General features: G+C 56.7%; 13 protein-coding genes, 1 tRNA gene and 1 pseudogene. 11 read left to right on the top strand and 4 right to left on the bottom strand.

The annotated features are described in order from the left end of the window. Positions 1–929: pseudogene (locus tag G7G_RS24455) on the top strand (hypothetical protein); the annotation flags it as partial. A gap of 149 nt (positions 930–1,078) precedes the next feature. On the opposite strand, the gene G7G_RS0120580 reads toward G7G_RS24455, so the two are convergent. Continuing rightward, the gene (locus G7G_RS0120580) at positions 1,079–1,420 is read right to left on the bottom strand and encodes a RidA family protein (RefSeq protein ID WP_010443360.1); all 342 of its coding nucleotides are present in this window, start codon (positions 1,418–1,420) and stop codon (positions 1,079–1,081) included. Positions 1,421–1,790: 370 nt separating this feature from the next. Between G7G_RS0120580 and G7G_RS0120575 the strand changes: the two genes are divergently transcribed. Then, positions 1,791–1,997 (top strand): hypothetical protein, encoded by a 207-nt coding sequence (locus tag G7G_RS0120575; RefSeq protein WP_010443359.1) that lies wholly within the window; start codon positions 1,791–1,793, stop codon positions 1,995–1,997. A 66-nt stretch (positions 1,998–2,063) separates the two neighbouring features. Here the strand turns inward: G7G_RS0120575 and G7G_RS0120570 are convergent, their stop codons facing one another. After that, positions 2,064–2,768, bottom strand: a complete 705-nt coding sequence (locus G7G_RS0120570) for a lysophospholipid acyltransferase family protein (RefSeq protein ID WP_010443358.1) — start codon at positions 2,766–2,768, stop codon at positions 2,064–2,066. A 132-nt stretch (positions 2,769–2,900) separates the two neighbouring features. On the opposite strand from G7G_RS0120570, the gene G7G_RS0120565 reads away from it, so the two are divergent. From G7G_RS0120565 to G7G_RS0120525, 9 genes are all read left to right on the top strand, one after another. After that, a tRNA-Trp gene (locus G7G_RS0120565) sits at positions 2,901–2,976 on the top strand. A gap of 227 nt (positions 2,977–3,203) precedes the next feature. Then, complete coding sequence (locus G7G_RS0120560; protein WP_238528846.1) at positions 3,204–6,509, top strand: adenylate/guanylate cyclase domain-containing protein; 3,306 nt, start codon at positions 3,204–3,206, stop codon at positions 6,507–6,509. A 123-nt stretch (positions 6,510–6,632) separates the two neighbouring features. Further along, positions 6,633–8,198 carry an FAD-binding oxidoreductase gene (locus tag G7G_RS0120555; RefSeq protein WP_010443356.1) on the top strand — a complete coding sequence of 522 codons (1,566 nt, stop codon included), beginning with the start codon at positions 6,633–6,635 and terminating at the stop codon, positions 8,196–8,198. Between the two features lie 39 nt (positions 8,199–8,237). After that, positions 8,238–9,911 carry a hypothetical protein gene (locus G7G_RS0120550; RefSeq protein ID WP_010443355.1) on the top strand — a complete coding sequence of 558 codons (1,674 nt, stop codon included), beginning with the start codon at positions 8,238–8,240 and terminating at the stop codon, positions 9,909–9,911. Beyond that, positions 9,904–11,664, top strand: coding sequence for a ferritin-like domain-containing protein (locus tag G7G_RS0120545; RefSeq protein WP_010443354.1), 1,761 nt, complete (start codon positions 9,904–9,906; stop codon positions 11,662–11,664). The genes G7G_RS0120550 and G7G_RS0120545 overlap by 8 nt, the downstream gene beginning before the upstream one ends. Then, positions 11,661–12,971 carry a radical SAM/SPASM domain-containing protein gene (locus G7G_RS0120540; protein ID WP_010443353.1) on the top strand — a complete coding sequence of 437 codons (1,311 nt, stop codon included), beginning with the start codon at positions 11,661–11,663 and terminating at the stop codon, positions 12,969–12,971. Before G7G_RS0120545 ends, G7G_RS0120540 begins: the two co-directional genes overlap by 4 nt. Before the next feature lie 4 nt (positions 12,972–12,975). Further along, the gene (qhpG, locus tag G7G_RS0120535; RefSeq protein WP_010443352.1) at positions 12,976–14,391 is read left to right on the top strand and encodes a flavin-dependent monooxygenase QhpG; all 1,416 of its coding nucleotides are present in this window, start codon (positions 12,976–12,978) and stop codon (positions 14,389–14,391) included. 72 nt (positions 14,392–14,463) lie between these two features. Beyond that, positions 14,464–15,597: an LPS export ABC transporter permease LptF gene (gene lptF, locus G7G_RS0120530; protein ID WP_010443351.1), complete on the top strand. Its 1,134-nt coding sequence runs from the start codon at positions 14,464–14,466 to the stop codon at positions 15,595–15,597. An 85-nt stretch (positions 15,598–15,682) separates the two neighbouring features. Further along, complete coding sequence (locus tag G7G_RS0120525; protein ID WP_010443350.1) at positions 15,683–16,273, top strand: HD domain-containing protein; 591 nt, start codon at positions 15,683–15,685, stop codon at positions 16,271–16,273. Here the strand turns inward: G7G_RS0120525 and speB are convergent. Next, positions 16,270–17,112: an agmatinase gene (gene speB / locus G7G_RS0120520; RefSeq protein ID WP_010443349.1), complete on the bottom strand. Its 843-nt coding sequence runs from the start codon at positions 17,110–17,112 to the stop codon at positions 16,270–16,272. The genes G7G_RS0120525 and speB overlap by 4 nt on opposite strands. Then, on the bottom strand, positions 17,109–18,278 hold the full coding sequence (nspC, locus tag G7G_RS0120515) for a carboxynorspermidine decarboxylase (RefSeq protein ID WP_010443348.1): 1,170 nt from the start codon (positions 18,276–18,278) through the stop codon (positions 17,109–17,111). Before nspC ends, speB begins: the two co-directional genes overlap by 4 nt. Positions 18,279–18,338 lie beyond the last annotated feature (60 nt).

Raw genomic sequence — 18,338 nt, 5'->3', positions numbered from 1 at the left:
GGCTGTTAATGCCCGAGAAAACCACAAAAAAAATTGCGGTTTTCTTTAATGTCGAGCCTGGACCTCTTGAGGTCCAGGCTCATTTATTAGTCAATTCCCTCAAGCTTTTCTGCGAAGACTATCATTCGCTGCACGCACATTGCCGGTCTGATCGAATTGATGAGTTGCAGCCGGAAACGAGAACAATGTTGGCGTCAAGAGATGTTGAACTCAGAGTGCTCGAAAATCCGTTTAGCGATGGCTATCCTGCGGGAAACAAGATAGCAGGGGCTGCCCTGGAAAGAGACGCTGACTTCTCTCTGTTTCTCGATACCGACACGTTTCTGACGCAAAATACATCGTTTGCCGAGATAGCCTATCCGCAGAAAGTATCGGTCTGCCCGGAAACGCGAAATGCCTGGACAAACCGCCCGCGTGTTTGGCGTCAGGTCTATGCGTTATTTGGACTGCCCAAACCTGAAGCAAAGGTTCAGTTGCTACTAGGACAGTTTTCACATCCATTCTTCAATGCCGGGATGGTACTCTTTCCAACTGGTTCATTCGGTGACTTGTGGTTGGATACTGCACAACAGATTGATAAGATGACAGGATTGAGGGGACGCAGACCCTGGCTCGATCAGATTTCATTGCCAGTAGCAATTGCCCGTTATGGTCAGGACGCGTTGAATTCAGTTAGTCGTATCTGGAACGACACCCCGGATCTACCTGATGAGGGAACTCGGCTGCTGCACTACCATCGTCCCAGACGCTTGCGTGTGCGGGGGAGGATGCATCTGGCGGATCTCGTCTTTCAATCCAGCGGTTCAGAATTCGAAAGCTACGGCGATCTCATTCGGTATTATTCGGCCAAAGGCGTTGTCTCTGATGCGAAAGCTCTCTCGCATGTAAATCTCTCCACACCAATTCCAAAGCCGCGACCAAATTCCTGACTAAAGAAAAAAGGTGACCGCATTCTCGGCATCGACGCTGTTTTGGAAATCATCGGGTCAAGGGTGTAGGTCGGGCTCAAGTCCGGCACATCGTCGAAACTTAGAAGGCCACCCAAGAACAAGGGCGGCCCCTTTTGATTGCAGCGAACTTAGTCGCAGGCAGCGTCCACTATGAATTCTACCTTCAGTTCTGGGCGTGCCAGTTTGGCTTCACCACAAGCGCGTGCAGGGGCGTGGCCTGTTGGAACCCAAGCGTTCCAAACCTCGTTCAAACCAGCGAAATCCTTCATATCAGCCAGCCATATCGTGACGCGCAGCATTTTTTCTCGTGACGATCCCGCCTGTACGAGTAGGGCATCTATTTTGTTGAGGCAAATCTGAACCTGCTCCTGAATCGTCTCACCCTCGGCAACTTGTCCAGTCAGATAGGCCACGCCGTTGTGCTTCACGATTCTCGAGGACCGTTCGCCGGTATCAATGCGTTCAATCATGGGCATTCTCGTTGTCTTAGATTTGGTATGGTTGTTCTTGGTCACAAGATGCCTTGCTTGGCAAACAGAATTCTATTGAGTGGGTTTCAGCGAAAATGAATTAGGGGTGATCGAGTTTGGCGTGAACATATGTTCTGAAGAAGGACTCTGGATCATTGAAGATACACCAAACTCCTCGAATACATCGGGGATGATGAGGAGATTCTTCATCAAATAATTTTAGGCCCACAATGCCGAGATTAAAAGAAACACGAATGGGGCTTTTCTTAATCAGACGTTCACCCCAATCAAAGACTAAAAACCCACCTGTGAAATGCAGCGAGTGACGTGGAACGCGGAAGCGGCGAACCGCTGAGATCAGGGGGAAATCATGTTTAGTTTTGAATTCATCAACTATGGAACTCAAATCCTTCACAGCAAGGATCTGGAGGATATGCGAGACGCGGTTCTAGGCGGAAATGACCACGAAGTTGATTGCAATGTCAGTGATTTTTGTCGTGAGCGAAAACGGTTCGACATCAAGCTTGCTGACGTATCAGAAAGCGCACAACGGGTCAGTGCCAGATACAAATCATGATTCGCATGTATTAGGAATAATCGGGTGCGGGCGGATCCGGTCGGGCATTTTTGCGTTGGAGAGCTATCAAGCACCTTTAGTCCAAGGCTTCCGCCCCATCATGCGGTCGGCCTCGGCAGTGATGTCGTTCATATGCTGCTCGAGACTTAACCGCAGTGTTTCTATTTGTTCTTCGGTTGCCTTTCGCGGAACCGGGTCGGTCCACTCGCGACACAGGAACACGCCTTCGTTGCGCCAGGGGCGGGGCATCAGAAGATGATCCCAGGTTCCTGCTTCGCGCCCGTGCCTGGCGGAATAGGTGATCCCAAAGACACGTTTGCCTGACGTGCGCGCCCACACCAGCGGTACGGTTGAAGACACCCGTTCAGGGCCTCGGGGGCCATCGGCGGCGATTCCGATTGAGATGCCCTGTTTAATTTTTCCGAGCACCTCGCGGGACAAGGCGACGTGGCGTTTGCGGCTGGACATCGCGATCGTGTCCATACCAAACAATTTCTGCACACGGCCCACCATACTGCCTGCGCGGGCAGCAGAGGTGATCGAGCAGATGCGGCCCTTGTCCAAGGGAAAGAAGTAAGGCGACTGAGCCAGACGCTGGTGCCAGAGAACCACGATGACGGGTTCGCCCTGTTCGGCCAGTTGATCTAGTTCTTCGTATCCTATGCGCCGCCAGTTTGTGTTGCGATTGACCATCCTAATATAGCTGGCAATTCGCCGCGCGACCCAGTTCAGAACGGCTTCGCTGTCGGCAATTTTCTTGCGGATGCTCAAGGCTGCGCTCCTTTTGCTGGCCGAACCTTGTCTTAAAGAACTGCGCGCGGGGTGCAACTTTTTTGTCGGAGGTAAAAACTTAAAAAGCCTCTTGAGTCCGCTGCGCCTCTGGCATATCTGATGGCCCAGCCTAGGGGTATAGCTCAGTTGGTAGAGCGACGGTCTCCAAAACCGTAGGTCGCGGGTTCGAACCCTGCTGCCCCTGCCACTCTCTCAAATCGATGATGTCGCTGCGACAGACGCGTGCATTTGGCGCGCACGTCAGACTCAATTCTCTTGACCTTTAGGGCGAGAAAGAAAAAGCTTGAACTAGGCTTGCGGAGAGGTCATCAGGGTTGTCCGCCTAACGTGCTAAGGTCGCTCGACTTTTGTGCCGATGGCAGTAAGCCTGACCGGGTAGGGGAGCCCGGAGCCAATCTGGGGCAAATGGGGATAATGGCAGAGATCGACGTATTTCTTGAAGGGCTCGGGCTGACCAAGTACGCCCCTGTGTTTGCTGCCAACGAGGTCTCTCTGGCTGATCTTGTACATCTCTCTGAACACGACCTGATAGATATGGGGCTACCGTTGGGTCCGAGGCGCCGACTGACGGCAGCTTTGGGTCAGGCGCGCGAGGCGAATCCGGCACCTATTCATGGCCATGGGAAGATTGTGGCCGAGCGACGGCAACTGACTGTCATGTTTGTTGACCTCGTTGGATCGACTGCCCTGTCAGAACGTCTGGACCCGGAAGATCTGGGTGAGCTGCTGCGACGGTTCAAAGAAATCTGCTCAACCTCAGTAGCTCGGTTTGGTGGCCATGTTGCAAGCTTCATGGGCGATGGGGCGATGATCTATTTCGGCTACCCTCACGCGCTTGAAGATGCAGCGTCACGGGCAGTTCATGCCGGACTGGATATTCTGGGCGGGCTGGCCCGCATCGAAGGTCAGGAAGAACTGAGCGCACGGATCGGGGTGTCGACGGGTCTTGTCGTTGTGGGCGAGATACACGGCGAAGGGCTGAAAGAACATGACGTGGTTATGGGGCGCACGCCCAATCTAGCCGCTCGATTACAGGCGTTGGCCGAGCCAAATACCCTGATCATCAGCCCTTCGACCCGGCGATTGATTGGTAATGCATTTGAGTTAGAGGATCGGGGCTCATTCGCACTGAAAGGATTTTCGGAGCAGGTCCAGGCCTGGACAGTTACAGGACAGGCTCGGATCGAGCGTAGATTTGACATTATGCAGGATGCCGGGGCTGGGAGGCTTGTCGGGCGACAGGTCGAGTTTCGCAAACTGATCGAAAAGTGGCGAGAGGCCTGTCAGGGTGCCGGTCAGTCTGTGTTGGTTTCTGGTGAGGCCGGTATTGGCAAATCACGTTTGATCGAAGGGTTAAGCCAAGAGCTTGAGGATCAGGGTGCACTTCGGCTCAACTTTCAGTGCTCACCATTTCACGCCAACTCGGCGCTTTATCCGATCATTCAGCACTTGGAGCGCGCGGCGGGGTTCACGCCAACCGACAGCGACGACGATAAGCTCGGGAAACTCTCGTACCTCCTGCGACATCATCCGCGCGAGCATATGCGCCTGATCGCCGATTTGTTGAGTGTCGAAGCGGACGCTTCACTAGGTCCGCTTGATCTGCCGCCACAGGCGAAACTTGAACAGACACTCGATGCAGTGACCGAGCAACTAGCAGCGTTGGCTCGTGAGAAACCTGTCTTACTGTTGTTTGAGGATGCCCATTGGGTCGATCCGACCACATTGTCGCTGACCGACCGAGTGATCGAGCGCATTCGGGATTTGCCGGTTTTGATTGTTATTACCGCTCGCCCCGGATTTGATCCAGGCTGGGGGCACCATAACAATACGTTGCACTTGCCGCTGAAGCGTCTGGAAAACCGGGACATTGCCGAGATCGTGGCGGAAGTGGCAGGAGGGAATTCTATTCCAGCCGAAGTCTGCGATCTGATCGCGGCCAAAACCGATGGCATTCCGCTTTTCGTTCAGGAAGTAACGCGCGGCCTGCTGGAATCCGGACAACTAAGACTGACCGACCAGGGTTATGCCTTGCGCGGTCCACTGCCAGCGCTTTCTGTGCCGAATACGCTCAAGGATTCTCTGATGGAGCGTTTGGACCGGCTGGGAACCGCCAAAGAGGTTGCACAAACTGGTGCTGTCTTTGGTCGACAGTTTTCAATCGCGTTGCTGGCCTCGGTCTCAATTTTGTCACCAACGGTCTTGGAGGCTGGGCTGGAACAGCTTTCCTCTGCCGGTATCATTTTGCAGGCTCCGGATGAGGCAGAAGATGAGTTCATCTTCCGCCACGCATTAATACGCGATATGGCTTATGACAGCTTGCTGCGCACGGAACGGCAGGTGCTGCACGACCGGGCGGCAGGTGCGCTGCTTGAAAACCAGCCGCAGCTTGCCCAGACTCAACCCGAGCTACTGGCGCAGCACTACACGTTAGCGCACCGTGCGGATGAGGCGGTGATGCATTGGCAAAGCGCCGGGCGGCGGGCGATTGAACGTTCGGCCCAAACTGAGGCGTTGACGCATCTATCAAAAGCTCTGGATCAACTAGCAGATCTTCCCAAAAGCAAAGATCGAGATCTGCAAGAGATTGATATTCAAATCCTGCGCGCCGGAGTGCTGCGGTCAACCAGCGGTATCTCAGGGGATGCCACAGGCGAAGCGTATGGGCGGTTGCGAGACCTCTGCCATCGAGCGGATGAGACCGACAGGCTGTTTCCGGTTCTTAACGGGCTGTATGCCTTCCATCTGGTGCGGGCCGAATATCGGTTGGCGCAAGATGTATCGGCGCAAATTCTTGATCTGGCAGCGGAAAGCGGCAGGACTGAACACCGAATGGTGGGCCATCGCGCGATGGGTGCTGTGCAGTTGCATTTGGGTAATCTGCCTAAGGCAAAAACCCATCTCGAACAGGCCTGGTCGCTATATGATTTTGATCAACACAGTCAGTTGGCCTATGTCTATGGGACTGATCACGCCGCCATTACTTCGGCGTTCCTGGGTACGTGTTATTGCCTCATGGGGCGGCACCAAGAAGCCTTGCAGATTCAACGCACGGCTTTGGGCTGGGCGAAGGAATTAAAGCACGCCCACAGTGTAGCGCAGATTTTGGTCTATATGTGCAAGGTTCATCTGCTGGCACGCGACATACCCGCGTTGCAGCAGGATGTCGAAGCGTTGTCCAAAGTTGCTGAAGAGCATTCGCTGCCATTCATGGCCACCATCGCGCGATTGTGGGAAAGCTGGGCCAACGCGACCGAATCCTCGGATATTGCGCATATCGATGATCTGCGCCAAGCATCAGAGGACTGGTGGGCAGTCGGGGCCGGGAACTACAAATGTTTCTTCCCCTCTCTGATTGCCGAGCTTCTTATAAACGCTGGTGATCATAAAGCGGCTAAGCAGACATTGTCGCACGCGGCGCAAATGCTGGCTGAAACCGAAGAGAAATGGGCCGAAGCTGAACAGCTGCGAATCGAAGCCAGTTTTGTTGCCGGCACCGGGGGCGACCCAGAGCCTTTGCTGTTGCGGTCGATCGAAACGGCGCGACGGCAAGGGGCACACTTGTACGAACTGCGTGCAGCGGTTGCGCTGACACGTTGGCGGCTGGACCATGGAAAGCCTGCGGGCGATGCACTTAACACCGCTTTGTCCCATTTCGAATCGAACGCTTACCTGGCGGATCTGGAAGAGGCGCGAGCGTTATTGGAAACGACCACTTGACCGACAGGGGCCATTGCTGCCAGCTTGGACAGCGGCAGATATGGGATGATACCGAAAATTCATAGTTGTGGCGTGGGGATATGCGTTTCCACGCTACCAATTCATTTGGTGTGAGGAGACCCGATGAAGAAGATCAGCAAAACGCTTCTGGCCAAGGATATTGTGGCGCAAAGCCGCACTGATCTGGCGCTGCAGCAATATCACTCGATCACGCCCGAGCAGATACGCGCGTTTGAAAAGAAACTGATCGGAACGGTCACTCTGCCCACCGACCCCGACTACAACAATGACCGGCAGGTTTGGAATCCGGCCTTTCAGGATTACCCTGAGATCATCGTCTATTGCGAGACCATTCAGGATGTGCGCGCCAGTCTTGCTTTCGCACGTGAGCACGACTTGTGGGTTGTGGCACGGTCTGGTCGCCACAGCACGGCGGGGTATTCGGTCAACAACCAGATGGTGCTGGACACCAGCAAAATGCGGTATGTCACCGTCGATCCTGAGGTGCCGATGGCTTATGTCGGTCCGGGTACGCCGTTCAAGATGCTGAACTCTGAGTTGAATTCCTATCACCTGCATGTGCCGGGCGGGGCTTGTCAGGATGTCTGCGTCGCAGGCTTCATGATGGGTGGCGGTTATGGCTTTACCTCTCGCCGCTACGGGATGGCTTGCGACAATGTCCTGGGCGTATCCGTGATGCTGTGGGATGGCAGCATAGTGATCGCGGACAAAAACACGAACTCCGACCTGTTCTGGGCCATCCGGGGCGGGACGGGCAACAATTTTGGGGTGTTGTTGGAGATCCGTTACCAGCTGCACCCGCTGTTTATGGTCTGGGGCTGCCATATCACATGGCCGCTGGACAAAGCCGCAAAGGCGTTGGAGTTCCTTCAGGCCAATTATATGAGCACCTGCGATGATGATCGGTTCGGAGCTTATATTTTCCTTGCTTTTCAGGGCGATAAGAAAGTGCTGCTGGTGTCGGCGCTTTATGATGGGACGGCCGAAGAGGGCAACGCATTTATCCAGCCCTTGCTCAGCGAAGAAATCGGCGGCGAGATGGGGCCTGATGACCGGAATTATGGCACCTATCAGGAAATCAACTCGTGGCTTTACGACGACAAGTACGACATCCCTGTCGTGCCCGATCAGGCGCGCGAAGATAAGCAGGCCGGGTATATCAAACGCCAGCTCAACGCGGGCGAATGGCAGCGCGTCGTGGACTACCTCGACAGCACGCCCAACGCCTATGGCGCGGTTGCGATCGAACCCTATGGCGGCGCGATCAACCGGATGCCACTGGGCAAAGAGGGTAACGCCTTCATCCACCGTGATGTGTCGCTGAACTTCTACGTTGATGTGTTCTGGGTGTCGGAAGAAGAAAAAGAGATCGTCGTGCCCTGGCTTGATGGGTTCATGGAACTGATGACCGAAGAAGGTTATTTCATCGACCGGGTCTATCAGAACTACCCCCGTCGGACTCAAAAGAACTATCGCTGGCAGTATTGGGGCGAATATTTCAACTCGCTGCTGTTCGTGAAGCGGAAATTCGATCCGGGCAATTTCTTCCACTATCAGCAGAGCATTTCACCGGTGCCGGATGATGCGCCGCCGGACATTATCCGCGATACGTCCGAGTCGATCTTTGATGATATGACCATCACTTTTGAGACCTATTCGAACCCCTGAAAGCGGGGGTAGCCAAGGCCAAACGGGGGAGGGCCCAGCATGGACACGATCCGAGAGATTTTCTTTCTGCCACCCATGGCGGTTGCTCGCCTGGGGCCGGGTGAAACACCGCTGGAAAGCTATGAGTGGCAGCAGGACATGGATGCCCATGGCAACAACAAGACGGTCATCCGCTCGAACATAGCCCTGCGCGAACTCGAAGATGGCAGCGTTTCGGCCTATCTTCCCGACCCCGACACGATCCGCTTTCGCGACGAAGGCGGCGCACTGCGTCCGGTTGCTCCGTTCTTTGAGCTGTGGGCGCGGATGCATGACGCCGAGACGGGCGAGGAATATGAGACACCGTTGACGCTGGATCTGCTCGACGATCAAGGCCTGTCGCTGCAAAACGTGCGTTATTCGGTCACCGTCGGAAACACCAAGGCAGAGCGTCGGACTGGTGACGCGGCCTGCGGATTTCGCGCTCGGGTCGAGATTGCGGGGCAGGATTTCGCCCCGAAACCCCTGCTGGCTTTTAGCCCCTACACCTCGGAACAGCAGCCGATGGTCTATGAGCACAACCCGATCCCGCTGGGCTCAATCCGCGCGATCCATCCGGTGCAGGGTCATGATGAACCGGTCGAGGGAGAATTCATCGACCGCAGCATCCTGCGTCTGCGGTTCATGCCTCCCAAGGGCGAGGTTTATGGCCCGCCCGATGCAGCCTACGGCCCGGCGACGCTGGCGGTTCCGGGATACCAGAACGACCCGCCGAAATCGGAATATGGCCGTATCCATGAAATAGTGCCCGAACAGAACCGCATCCTGAACCCCGACACTCCTTGGTCGAAATGGGTCATGATGTCCGGCACCTCAGATGACCCAGAGCCGCATGACAGTTACGACGGTGCGCGCGTCGGCAATGACCAGTCCTGGGGCGTGGCAGACGACACCAGTGATGGCGTGATCGAAGCAACGCTCGCCGTGCGTGGCGAGCGCTTGACGGCGCGCGCGACGATCATGACCGGCCCACCCGATTTTGCGCCGGATACTAGGCCGTTTTACAGCCTTGAAGATGATCTGGCAGACCGTGATCTGTCGTTGATTTCAGTGACCGAACAAAACTACACGCAGGCTAAGGATGAGGTGGTTGATATCTTCCGCCGCGCCTTCGAGACTAACAGCCTGATCAACCTGGATGATATCCGGGCGCAGGGCTTGAAAGATAATGCCAAGCTGCAGGCCAAGACCGGGATTTCCCCAACGCCGGGCCTGCCATCAACCGATGCAAAATCCATGACGGAAGAGGATGCAAGGCCGCCTGACAAGATTGACGAACTGATCCGGCCGCAGCCGATCTCGGTCTTCTCGAACTCCGTGCCCAATGACCGGCTGCCCTATACGGTGGCGACGAAGTTTGTGCATGAGCAACTGATCGACGAGGCCAACTTGCTGGATTTCCTACGTCGCCGCCCGGATTTTGTGAAAACGCTGCTGCGCCCGCCTTACGGCATCCTGACCGAACTTGAGACCGACCCGAACCCCGATCAGGCCCCGAACCCGGAGTTCCGCGATCCCCGGATCATCCGCGACTCGATGCATGACGCGCGGATGCCGCCTTATATGCGTGATTCCAACTATTACCCGCTATCCCTGTCTCGCAGGCAATACCATCTGGTGATCTCGTTCATCGACTATCTGGTTGCACAGGAATCGGAGGCTCAGAATGTCTGATCAACCCGGCCACATCCGCGTCAAACCCCGCAACCTGACCGCCCGCGCGGCCTATAAGGTACCGGGCAACCCTGACAACACGCGACTGGATGGATCGGTGGGCAATTGCTTTCCCGGTCTGGAAATGGATGTACGCAACCTTGATCGGCGCTTTTTCCCCGGTCTGGTTTTCAACGCCGCGCGCGTGCCGCTGAACCCCGTGCCCGAGGCGCCGAAGAATTCACAGGGCTTCCATCTGGTCTTTGTCGATTATTTCTACGACCCGATGCTGCCTGACAACAGCCCCGAAGAATGGGTGCAGACCTTGCTGGAGGCCTACAGCGGCGACGTGGGCGCAAAGCTCAGCCAAGGGCGCTGGTTCCTGTCATGGGTCGAACAAAGCGGCAAGCGCATCACTTTCAATGAGGAAGACGGCACGCCCTATGACGGGCTGATGATCTGGCGGTTTATCCGCAGTCTGGAACATGGCGATGACAAACCGGTCAGTATTGCTCTGGAGCGGCGCAATCACGAAGGCAGCGTGGATACTGAGCAGGTGGTCCTGCACGGATTCCGCCGCCAGTACCGGACCGAGGCGGGTGTCTTCAACGAAGCCTATGATCCCGGAGAATTGACGCAGAGTCTGTGCAACCCGTGGTCCCATGACTTCCGCGATTGCGGCTGCCACTACTGGCCCTCAAACCATCCCGATGTGGTGATGGCCGAGGTAGCCCATGACGACCAGCTGCCTTCGGGCCAGTCGAAGAACCCGATCGAAGCCGAGACCTATCTGGATTGGCTGCGTTCGGACAAGTCGCCATCCGGCAATGTGGCAGCGCTGAATACGGTCGAGCAGAACCGCCCCTATCAGATCGACCACTATCAGGTGAACCAGATGTGGAGCGAGCTGCCGATCGTGGTCGAAGGCCGCGAAACCGGCGAGGTCTATGAGGTCGACCCCGAAATGCCGGGCGTGGAACCCTATGACACGCCGGAGGCGATGATCGAGGACCTCAAGACGCGCCTGGCCGCGATGGAGATGACGTTGAGCCTGCAGTATCTCTATGCCTATTTCTCGCTGGCGGATCCCGAAACGGCGGACACCCAGAAATGGCCGACGCTGAAGGACGACCTGATCTTTGCCCGGCGTTCCGTGCTGGAGGTCGCGATTGGCGAGATGACCCATATGCGCTGGGCGAACCAACTGCTTTGGGAGCTTGAGCCAGAAGGGTATGAACCCATCCTGACCCCGTCTGAAACCCTGCCAGCAGGCAAGGGTAAGACGCAGCCCCGCGCGCTGAGGCCACTGACGGCCGAGGCGCTTGCGGATTTCATCGAGATCGAGCGCCCCGGTGGCTTTATCGACCGCGCCTATGCGCAATGTGTTGCAACGCTGGAGCAGGAGGACTTATTCCCCGAGCGCCGTCTCTATGCGCTGGCGGTGCGGATCGACACCGACGGGGACGAGCATTTCCTGCGCTTTAGCCAGATGAAGGATGTTCTGGCCAAGTACGATACCGGCGAAGGTACTCCTGCTTACTTGCGCCCGATTGAGGTCGGGACCGAAGAGCAGGCCAAAACAGCGTTGGAACTCTACGCTAAGGTCAAGGATGGGTTGGCCAATGCCTATACGCTTGAAGCGGATGGCAAATTCGAAGAGTCGCAGACCTTTATCCAGCAGGTGCGCGATGACATGAAACTGTTCCGGGTCGAGGGCGAAGCGCTGGCCGCCAAAGGCATCGGCATTCCCTTCTGGACGGAGGGCAAGGCGTGATCGCACCCGCCGCACAGGTGCATTTCTTCGAAACAGGGCATGGAGATCACATGCTCGCCATCGATGGCTCGCGCGTGTTCGACGTCCCCGAGGGCACGGCGGGCCGGTTTGCGGCGATGAACACCGCGGGCCAGAGCGCTTTCCTCAGGTCCATGGGGTTGGATGGCAGGCCGTTCATCGACGATACACCGCCTCAGGACCTGCCCGTGCGCTCGCTGTCACTGGCCGTGGCGCAGAAATGCAATCTGGCTTGCACCTATTGCTATGCGGCGGGTGGCGAATTTGGCGGCCCTGCGCGGAATATGGAGTGGGAAGTCGCCAAGGCCTCGGTTGATCGGCTGGTGGCCGAAGCCGAACCCGGTGTGCGGATCAACCTCGCCTATCTGGGTGGAGAACCTCTAATCAACCGCGATCTGGTGCAGCGCACTACGGAATATGCTGTGGAACAGGCGCAGGCAAACGGATTGAGCGTTGGATTCTCGATCACCACCAATGGGACCTTGCTCCGCCCCGAAGACGCGGTGTTTTTTGAGGCACATGGATTTGCAGTCACCATTAGTCTGGATGGCGTGGGCAAGGTTCACGACAAACTGCGCCCAAATCGTGCTGGGCGGGGCAGTTTCGACACGATCCTGAAACGGGTCGAACCCCTTCTGGCCGCACAGCACCGGATGCAGGTCGGGGCTCGGGTGACGGTCACGCCGCAGAATATGAACCTTCCAGAGACGCTGGAGCAGTTCGTTGGCATGGGTTTCCACTCGATCGGCTTCTCGCCGATGTTGGCTTCGCCCAACGGTCAGCATGAGCTAAACAGGAACGATCTAAACGAAATGCTGACTCAGATGATCCGCTGCGGTGAGGTGTTCGAGGCGGCGGTGGTTCAGGGACGGCGGTATCCGTTTTCAAACATGGCGGCGGCGATGCAGGAAATCCATCGCGGCACCCATCGGCCCTATGCCTGCGGGGCAGGGGGCGGATATTTCGGCGTCTCCGCCGATGGCGGCCTGTTTGCCTGCCATCGCTTTGTCGAGGACGAAGCCGGAGCCATGGGCGATGTCTATGATGGCCCCGACTTGCGACGCGAAAACTGGTTGGCGGACCGTCACGTGCACATCCAGTCACCCTGCAATACGTGCTGGGCGCGGTATCTATGTGGCGGTGGGTGTCATCACGAGGTCATCCACCGCGGACGCCCCGCCTGCGACTACATTCGCGGCTGGCTGCACTATTGCCTTCAGGCCTATGTCCGCTTGTCCGAAGTGAGGCCCGATTATTTTGGTGTGCCTACGCAGGCCGCCTCTGCCTGATCGGATGATCATTGAGACTGAAATCTGCGTAGTCGGTGGCGGCCCAGCAGGCAGCGCGGCGGCGCTGAGGTTAGCTCAACTGGGTCGCCGCGTCTGCCTGATCGAAAGACAATCCTTTCCGCGCCAGCATGTCGGAGAATCTCTGCCACCATCAATCTGGCCGATCCTGAACCTTCTGGGCGTCGAAGAAACCGTGGCGCAAGCCGGGTTTCTGCGCGCAAGCGGATCGATCCTGCATTGGGCCGGAACGTTTGAGCGTCGCGGTGCTGACGGCGATTACCCCGGTCTAATAGTGGATCGAGGCCAGTTTGATGCGGTACTGCTGCGGGCCGCGCGGGCGGCAGGAGTTGAGATCATCCAGCCCGCACGGGCATACCGCCCGATGCGCGATAGATCAGTCTGGGAAATACCAGTCCGCACCGATACGGAAGCATTGCAGGTTCAGGCGCGGATCCTTCTGGATGCCGCAGGCCGACAAGCCGGGCTGGGCCGCAGGTTTCGCCCGGCCTCTCAGCCTCTATTGGCGCTCTATGCTAATTGGCAGGTTCCCCCAGGCTTCGGCCCACAAGCGCGGGTCGAAGCAGGCAAGTCGCACTGGTACTGGGGTGCGCTGTTGCCGGGTGGGGTGGTCAATGCAATGGTATTTGTTGAACCCGAGAGCTGCACAGGGCTTTCACCTGCGGACCGGCGCGATCTTTACCTGAACCTGCTGGCGCAATCGACCTTGTTATCCCCATGTCTGGAACAGCGCCGGATCGGGCCAGTCCGGAGGGTGGACGCAACCAGCCGAACCGATGTAACACCTCCGGCGCGAGATCTTCTGCGGGTCGGGGAAGCCAGTTTCTCGGTCGACGCTTTGTCATCGCAAGGGGTGCAATTGGCCATGGGTCAGGCAGTGCAGGCCGCAGCAGTGATAAACACGCTGCTGGATACGCCCGAACACAGCGAACTGGCTTTGACCTTCTACGCAGACCGCCAGTTTGAGCGTGTACAGACCCACGCCGCACTGTCGGCGGATTTCTATGCGAGGCAGCATGCAGTCAGTCCTTCGCCGTTCTGGGCCGAGCGGGCGCATCCGTTGGACTGGCTCAAATCGCCTCGAACCGTTCATAGCCCAGAGATATTGCGCAACGATTTAGCCCTGACCCTGTCTTCAAAAACACGGCTGATTACGTCTGGGGTTCAGGTCGCCGCGCATATTGAGCCGGGACTTGTTTTGAAGCACCCAAATCTGCAGCGCCCTGTCGCAAATCTCGAGGGTGCTTCGCTTGGCCTTCTGTTGCAGCGCTTACATTGGCCACAAAACGCGAGCAAGATCGTTGCATGTTGGTCAGATACACTCGATGCCGAACGAGCGTCTCGCATTCTGGACTGGCTTTGGCACCATCGCATACTGATCCCGGCAACTGATCGGGCTTAATCACGGTTCCCTCTGCCATCTGAATGGCATAAGCTTTGCCGCAACGCCAATCGCCAAGTAACAAGGGGTCGTATGTCGCGTTTTGATGGGTATTTCCTGCGGCAATTGCTGGTGCTGTTTGGCTTTTTCACACTGGTCCTTGTCGGTGTCTTCTGGATCACACGTTCGGTCAGCCTGTTTGACCGCGTGATTAGCGGCGGCCAGTCTGCAATGGTGTTTCTGGAATTCACCGCGCTAACCCTACCGACTCTGATACGGACAGTTATGCCAATGGCGGTGTTTGCTGCCGCTGTTTACGCGACCAACCGCTTGAGCCGGGAAAGTGAGATGACGGTGATGCTGGCGACCGGATCGAGCCCTTGGCGTCTGGCGCGCGCGGTTTTGATGTTCGGGCTGAGCGCTGGGTTGATAATGGCGGTCATCAGTGTGTTTCTTCGGCCTGCATCGGTTGATCAGCTGGAAAAAAGACAGGATGAAGTCGCTGGTGATGTTACTGCTCAGCTGCTGAATGAAGGTGAATTCCTGCACCCGGCAGACAGTGTAACCGTCTATATTGGCAGTATCGATCTGGACGGTACGCTGCGCGAGGTCTTTGTTTCGGACCGGCGAGAAGCGATAAATCCCGTCAGCTATTCCAGCACCACAGCTTATCTGGTCAACCAGACCTCAGGCATTCATCTGGTTATGCTAGACGGGGTTGCGCTGCGATTTGATGAGGCTGGCAACACGTTGTCATCAACGTTGTTCGAAGATGCATCCTACGACATTTCAGAGCTGACACTGAACTCGGAAATGGGCCACCGGAGCCTTGAGGCGATACCTACGATCGAGCTGATCTGGGATCGGGAAGCTGTTGCCGTGAAAGATGACCACAGCGTCGGGCATCTGGTTGATGAACTGCATCAGCGATTCTCATGGATCGCTATTTGTATTGCGGTTGCCTTGGTCGGCTATTCGGCGCTCATGCTCGGCAGTTTTTCGCGTTTTGGCTTGTGGCCCCAGATACTCGGAGCCTTCACGATTCTCGTATTGTTGGAAGGCGTTAGGGGGTTTGTTTCACCTGTTGTGATTGGAGATCCACGTTTGTGGATTTTGCTTTACCTTCCGGCGATACTGGGCGTCGCATTGTCAGGCTTGTTCCTGACTATTGCCGGACGCCCCTTGTTTCGTAAATCATCCGGCAACGGCGCCATTACCTCTGCATGATACTTGGCGTTTGTCGCGTCGAATTCTTTTGCGTTGTTGATCGGTCTGTCTAATCTAGGCGCGAAAGCAGCCACAGGAGCGCGCCATGCTGGACAAAACCCACAAACCCACCTGGACCAGTTTTGAAGAGGCAACGAAGGCCGATTGGGATGCGGTCATGGAGTATGAAGAGGCCTATAACGCGGCTCTGCCAGATCGTATTTTGGATGCCATCCGATCGCTAGACGAAGACTGGACGCCTTATCCAGTGAATCGTTACCAACACAGCCTGCAAGCCGCGACACGCGCTTATGAGGATGGTGCCGATGAAGAGCTGGTTGTAGCAGCTTTGATCCATGACACTGGCGATATCCTGTCGCCTTATAATCACGGTGAATTATCAGCTGCGATGATGAAGCCATATGTAAGCGAGAGAACCCATTGGATCCTCAAGCACCACTGTGTGTTTCAGGGATATTATTATAATCACCATCTCGGCGGTGACCGGAATGCGCGCGACAAGTATCGCGACAGCCCGTATTGGGAGGACTGCCGATATTTCTGCCACGAATACGATCAGAAAGCGTTTGACCCTGATTATCCAACAAAGCCGCTGGAGTTCTTCGAACCCATGCTACGCCGCGTCTTAAGCAAGGGCGAGGGGCATATGGAGTTGAACGAGACGTCAGAAGGTTAACAAGCGGCCATCAGTCGATAGACGATCTGAGCGGCGGTAAAGTCCCAGGCGGCATTGCCGTCTGGGGCCAACTCGACCACATCGAAGCCCACACATTTCCGGCCCTTCAGGGCGTGTTCGACCAGGTGCAGCGCCTGATAGTATCCCAGCCCCCCAGGTACGGGCGTGCCGGTCGCAGGCATTTGTGATGGATCCAGCCCGTCCACGTCAAAGCTGACATAAATCAGTTCGGGAAAATCCTCGGGCAGGTCGACCGAATGGATATTACCAGTCACCAATTCTTCGGCGTCCACATGGAAAATGCGGTTCTTCAGACGGCTCTGCGCTTCTTCGGTTGAGAAGGCACGAACGCCGAATTGCGCCAGCTGGATGCCTTCTTCGGCCAAAAGGTGCATGACTGAGGCGTGAGAGTGTTTCTCTCCCTGATAGGCGTTGCGCAGATCGGCATGGGCGTCGATCTGGACGATGCCGATGGGCTGGTTTAGCGCACGAGCGACACCCATCACTGCTCCAAAACTGAGAGAATGTTCTCCGCCCAAGGTCACGGGCACTTTGCCCGCACGGATGGCAGCTTCGGTGCGTTGGGCGAGGCGTTCCATGATTTCAGGCAGGGCGGCATCGCAATCGATGGGTTTTTCGGTAAATATGCCTTCTACGCAAGGTTCTGCGTGGCCGGTGATGCGCTCCAACTCGTTGCTGGCCTCAATGATCGCCTCAGGCCCATTTGCGGTGCCGGATCCGTAAGAGACCGTGCGCTCCAGAGGCACCGGGATTACGCGGAAGCGGGCGTCCTCGGTGCGCTCGGATGTGGTCAGTTCACTATCAAGAAAAATGCTCATGAAAGGCGGTCCTTAAAGTCGTCATAGCCGAACTTTTTGATGATTTTCAGTTCGTCTGTTTCGCTGTTCCATAAGGCGATGGTGGGCAGGGGAACACCGTTGAAGGTGTTGGTCTTGACCATCGAGTAGTGCGCCTGATCGAGGAAAGCAAAGCGCTGGCCGATCTCCAGAGGCTGATCCCAAGTGTAATCGCCAATCACGTCACCCGCGAGGCAAGAGGGGCCACCCAGGCGGTAGGTATGGCCTGACGCGGCCTCGTCCATCAGGGCGGGGCGATACGGGGCTTCGATCACGTCGGGCATGTGGCAGGTGGCCGAAATATCGGTGATTGCGAGGTTCATGCCATTTGTTGGTAGGTCTAGGATTTCTCCGACCAGAATGCCCGCGTCCAACGCCACCGCCTCCCCGGGTTCAAGATAGACGTCGACGTTGTGTTTTGCGCGGACGGCTTTAATGAAGGCCACCAGCCTGTCGCGGTCATAGTCATCGCGGGTGATATGATGGCCGCCGCCGAAGTTCAGCCACTTGAGCTGGTCTATGAAGGGGGCGAGTTTGGGTTCCACAGCGTCCCAAGTTCGTTGCAGCGGCTCGAACCCCTGCTCGCAGAGTGTGTGCATGTGCAACCCATCGACGCCAGTCAGGGCGCCTGCGGTCAGTTGGCTGGCAGGCGTGCCGAGACGTGAGCAAGGTGCGCAGGGGTCGTATTTGGGGATCTCACCCTCGGAGTGCTCGGGGTTGATACGCAGGCCAACCTGTACGCCTGCTGCCTGGGCTTTGAAGAGGAAGCGATCCTTCTGAGCCGGAGAGTTAAAGATGATGTGGTCGGACAAAGTGAGAATTTCATCTATATCTGCGTCTTTATACCCGGCGCAGAAGGTCGCGACTTCGCCGCCATATTCTTCACGACCCAAACGTGCCTCATAGATACCGCTCGCGCAGGTGCCGCCGAGGTATTGGCGGACCAATGGGGCGAGCGAGAACATTGAGAAGGCTTTGAGCGCGCTCAGGATATGCGCGCCTGAGCGGTTGCTGATCTCGGCGAGGATGCTCAGGTTCCGGTCGACGGCTATTTCGTCGACCACAAAGCACGGCGTGGGAACCCGGCTGAGATCGAAGTTGCGAAAGGCTCCGGCGTCGCCGGCCTGCGTGGTCATCATGTCGGACATAACAGGCGTCTCCGTTGGGTGGAGAGGCCCGGGGGACCAACCCCCGGACCCCCCGGATAT

The sequence above is a fragment of the Ruegeria conchae genome (assembly GCF_000192475.1).
Classification (GTDB): Bacteria; Pseudomonadota; Alphaproteobacteria; order Rhodobacterales; family Rhodobacteraceae; genus Ruegeria; species Ruegeria conchae.
The sequence above is the reverse complement of the archived record's forward strand: the minus strand, read 5'-3'. Positions and strand labels throughout refer to the sequence as shown.

Coding starts and splice junctions, on each gene's coding strand:
- nspC (WP_010443348.1), bottom strand. CDS start 18,278: ATGTCCGACATGATGACCACGCAGGCCGGCGACGCCGGAGCCTTTCGC.
- speB (WP_010443349.1), bottom strand. CDS start 17,112: ATGAGCATTTTTCTTGATAGTGAACTGACCACATCCGAGCGCACCGAG.
- G7G_RS0120525 (WP_010443350.1), top strand. CDS start 15,683: ATGCTGGACAAAACCCACAAACCCACCTGGACCAGTTTTGAAGAGGCA.
- qhpG (WP_010443352.1), top strand. CDS start 12,976: ATGATCATTGAGACTGAAATCTGCGTAGTCGGTGGCGGCCCAGCAGGC.
- G7G_RS0120545 (WP_010443354.1), top strand. CDS start 9,904: ATGTCTGATCAACCCGGCCACATCCGCGTCAAACCCCGCAACCTGACC.
- G7G_RS0120560 (WP_238528846.1), top strand. CDS start 3,204: ATGGCAGAGATCGACGTATTTCTTGAAGGGCTCGGGCTGACCAAGTAC.
- G7G_RS0120555 (WP_010443356.1), top strand. CDS start 6,633: ATGAAGAAGATCAGCAAAACGCTTCTGGCCAAGGATATTGTGGCGCAA.
- G7G_RS0120575 (WP_010443359.1), top strand. CDS start 1,791: ATGTTTAGTTTTGAATTCATCAACTATGGAACTCAAATCCTTCACAGC.
- G7G_RS0120550 (WP_010443355.1), top strand. CDS start 8,238: ATGGACACGATCCGAGAGATTTTCTTTCTGCCACCCATGGCGGTTGCT.
- G7G_RS0120580 (WP_010443360.1), bottom strand. CDS start 1,420: ATGATTGAACGCATTGATACCGGCGAACGGTCCTCGAGAATCGTGAAG.
- lptF (WP_010443351.1), top strand. CDS start 14,464: ATGTCGCGTTTTGATGGGTATTTCCTGCGGCAATTGCTGGTGCTGTTT.